Raw genomic sequence first — 3,185 nt, 5'->3', positions numbered from 1 at the left:
TTTAATGCCAGAGACATCGAAAATTAACAACAACGACAAGACAACTCCTCTTTTGTGACGTAGTCGTTTTCAAATTGACTTACCGGATGCCAAAAAGCCCGCACGGGACGGGCCAGGAACCATTTCGTCTATATTATTGAACGTGACCAAAACAACATACAAGCGGTCTCCGCTCTGGGAAAGACTATGGACGACATTACTCGCGCCAAGTATCTCCCCTTTGCCCTGAAGGCTATAGGTCTATTCTGGATCTTTGGCACTTATCCGATGATGTTATGGACACACCCCCCAGGGTGGGGATGGACATCGCCGTATCTAGAGTACCAACTATTTATTCTGTCGTTATATGTAACCCTGGGCGTTTTCCTGGTTCGAGCTTCCAAAAGTCTCTTGGCGAGCTTCAACCTGATTTGGTTCGCTATTTTCTTATGCTTAGTATCCGCCACCATGCTTCTGATACTGGTGATAAGTGATCGAACCGGCGAGGCAAACTTAACTGAAGTTATCTCCATACAGTACTTAATCGCTGGAGTTCTCTGGTACCTAATGCCCAGAAACGTTAAAAAATTACAACAATAATTAAAGAGTGACGGCGAATGACTCAATTTGCCACAGATCACGGTAATTTGTCTAGATACAGACACAAAAAAGCCCCGCCGGATCAACCTGACGGGGCTTTCAAAGGGGGGGTATGGTCCCGCTGCGCATACTTCGCGACAGCTTAGCTTAGAATAGTAGATACACGTGCGCACTGTCAATACATACAGACTGTATTAAAAGCCAGTTATGCGGCATTCTGCGCCAAAAGAAACGCCTCCAATGTTCCCTCAATCATTCGACACATATTTACCACCCAGGTTTTACCTTGACCAACCTTCCTGCACACATCCCGCATTTCCCACCGGTAGTAATACCGCAACCAAAAAACCTTCTTCTCCAGCACAGCCTTCTCCTTGTCCTGGCGCCTTGCTATCACATTCAGGTAAGCCAGTACTGCAGTATCCGTGAGGGCTGCCCTCTCGTAATCTATCGGCTCCGGGCTCTCCCTGCACCCTGATAGCATCCTTCGGCCAAATGCCGCCATACGGGGCCAGCTCACCGAATCCCCTGCCCGTTCAGGATAAGCCCTGGACCACTCCCACAAGCGCTCGCGAATGCTGATTTCATTGATCATCTGTTCCCCTATCTCGATTAACCAACAAATTGCCGGAATCTCTTAGGCAGCTCAACTTGGCTCACTCCAGCACTTCCGCAATCAGTACTCGGGTGTAGCCCTGGCCGCGCTTGGCCAGAGCCTGGGTGACGCGGCGCTTAACCACGCACTGGTTGTTATCGTTCTCAATCAGGCCCAGGCCGTGGGGATTGGTCTGGCTGGGCTTCTCAAGCACATCGATCAGCAGCTTTGTGCCACCCTGCAGGTTGTCATCATCCAGTTCACCAGCAGAACCGCGTTCAATCTCGATATACACCTGTGCCAGGGGCTCGTTGGGCCGACGCTGACCGCTTCTCACCAGGGCTGCCGCCACTTCCATGGCCAGCTGCTTTTTCACAGCCCTGCGCTTTCTCCAGTGCATCCGCAACAACTGGTTGTTGGATGGCGTGGCATGGGGCAGGGTGAATTCCAAAGTGCGCATTCGATTTACTCTGCCGCTTCCGTAAACAGGGATTTCAGGCTGTCCAGCGTCTGGCGCCCAACCACCTTGGATCGCTCCTGGGCACTCTGGTCGGGTAGCTTCTTGGGCTCAAATGCCCGGAATATTTGTGATCCAGGAACCGGAATACACATACCAACAAACTCGGCGTAGTTGGGTGGCCAGCTGTCGAACTCGCCCTGCTGGGCCGCCTCCTGGTTTCTGTACTCGACGTAGTTCATACCACGGCGCCATGCCATCTCGCTCAGATCTTGGGTCTTCTTCGCCCACAGCATGAAATCCTCGCTGTAGCAGCCGGCAGCCTTATCCGCTTCGGAGTCGTACAGAGCGTGCTGGGACGACCACTTGTGGCCGTACAGTTGGGTCATGCGCTTCCACAGGGCCAGCAGCAGCTTCTCGTGCTGAGGCTCTAGCGAACGCGGCGTTGATTTGTGCGTGCTCCTGCTGGAGGCGGTTGCCAGGGCCTGAGTTATGGTTTTCATTTGCACTTCCCTTGCTTTGACTCGACTTGATTTGTAACTGGTCAAACTGCTTACGCAACTTGGCTGGGCTGAGGATATTGGATTGCCAAAAATTATCGTTGTTGGCCCAAGTGAACACTCGGGCTATCTCTCGCAGTGAACGGTTATCCAGTTCACGCAGTTTTCGGCAGTCGTCAGCCCACCTGTCCAGGTTGGGAGGTTTAAATTTAGGCTGGAGCCTGCGAACACCTTCGAGAATAAAATTCGCCAAAGCGTAATCTTCGTCGGTAGCTTTCACCCGATTTTCTTTGGCAGCGTTTGTCGAGGAAGTATTAGGTTCATTGACTGGTTCAAGAGAGTGACTGGTTCTGGGTGCAGGAGATTCACCACCCCCTAGTGCAGGAGATTCACCACCTGGTGCAGGAGATTCACCAGCTGGTGCAGGAGATTCACTACCTAGTGCAGGAGATTCACCACCCTTATCCAGAGTCAACACAAACAAATTACTGGCATTTAGCTTGCTGGAATTCGTTGATTTCCGATTGTTGATTTTCAGAAACCCGCTTTTCTCTAGCGCCTTGATATGGGCAATAACTGAGCGCCGACTGATTTCACATTGGTCAGCGATATGTTGATAGCTTGGCCAGCATTCACCTTGGTCACTAGCGTTGTCAGCCAATTTAAGGAGCACCAGCTTGCGCAGCGGATTTCCCACTTTGACCTTCATTGCCTTGACCATTAGCTCCATACTCACGATGCAGCTCCTATTTGATTTGGGTGGAGGCCGTGATCACTGCAGGCGCTCCTTTTAAAAGGTTTCGGGGCGAGCAACCCCACGAACTGCCCACATAAAGCCCTGCTGCAATTGGGTCTTACCCAGAGAGACACACCGTTTGTCAGTATCCGGATGCGCCTCCAGCTTTTCGATTAACGCACCGCACTTTTCAGCCAGGCCCTTAGCCTCATTCATAAGCGCTACCTCTTCCTCGCTGAGCTCGCGGTAGCCCTTAATTTTTCGGTGTTGATTTTCCATTCTGTATTCCAATATTTTCAGTTAAAAGCTGCCGAACTC

At 51.4% G+C, this 3,185-nt stretch carries 6 protein-coding genes; 1 reads left to right on the top strand and 5 read right to left on the bottom strand.

Annotated features, from left to right (window positions below; genetic code table 11):
- Window positions 1–186: 186 nt before the first annotated feature.
- Window positions 187–579, top strand: coding sequence for a DUF6632 domain-containing protein (locus tag Q1A48_RS22025; RefSeq protein ID WP_366523461.1), 393 nt, complete (start codon window positions 187–189; stop codon window positions 577–579).
- Between the two features lie 205 nt (window positions 580–784).
- Here Q1A48_RS22025 and Q1A48_RS20840 read toward each other — a convergent pair whose 3' ends face one another.
- The 5 genes from Q1A48_RS20840 to Q1A48_RS20820 form a co-directional block, all read right to left on the bottom strand.
- The gene (locus tag Q1A48_RS20840; RefSeq protein ID WP_299948719.1) at window positions 785–1,174 is read right to left on the bottom strand and encodes a hypothetical protein; all 390 of its coding nucleotides are present in this window, start codon (window positions 1,172–1,174) and stop codon (window positions 785–787) included.
- A 61-nt stretch (window positions 1,175–1,235) separates the two neighbouring features.
- Entirely contained in the window at window positions 1,236–1,634 is a 399-nt protein-coding gene (locus Q1A48_RS20835; RefSeq protein ID WP_299948717.1) for a hypothetical protein, read from the bottom strand.
- Between the two features lie 5 nt (window positions 1,635–1,639).
- Window positions 1,640–2,020: a hypothetical protein gene (locus Q1A48_RS20830; protein WP_299948715.1), complete on the bottom strand. Its 381-nt coding sequence runs from the start codon at window positions 2,018–2,020 to the stop codon at window positions 1,640–1,642.
- Window positions 1,956–2,861: a helix-turn-helix domain-containing protein gene (locus Q1A48_RS20825; protein WP_299948721.1), complete on the bottom strand. Its 906-nt coding sequence runs from the start codon at window positions 2,859–2,861 to the stop codon at window positions 1,956–1,958. Before Q1A48_RS20825 ends, Q1A48_RS20830 begins: the two co-directional genes overlap by 65 nt.
- A 60-nt stretch (window positions 2,862–2,921) precedes the next feature.
- Window positions 2,922–3,146 (bottom strand): hypothetical protein, encoded by a 225-nt coding sequence (locus Q1A48_RS20820; protein ID WP_299948713.1) that lies wholly within the window; start codon window positions 3,144–3,146, stop codon window positions 2,922–2,924.
- Between the last annotated feature and the right edge of the window lie 39 nt (window positions 3,147–3,185).

Origin of the sequence: uncultured Microbulbifer sp., assembly GCF_947489355.1 — a bacterium.
In the GTDB taxonomy this organism is placed as follows: domain Bacteria; phylum Pseudomonadota; class Gammaproteobacteria; order Pseudomonadales; family Cellvibrionaceae; genus Microbulbifer.
The sequence above is the reverse complement of the archived record's forward strand: the minus strand, read 5'-3'. Positions and strand labels throughout refer to the sequence as shown.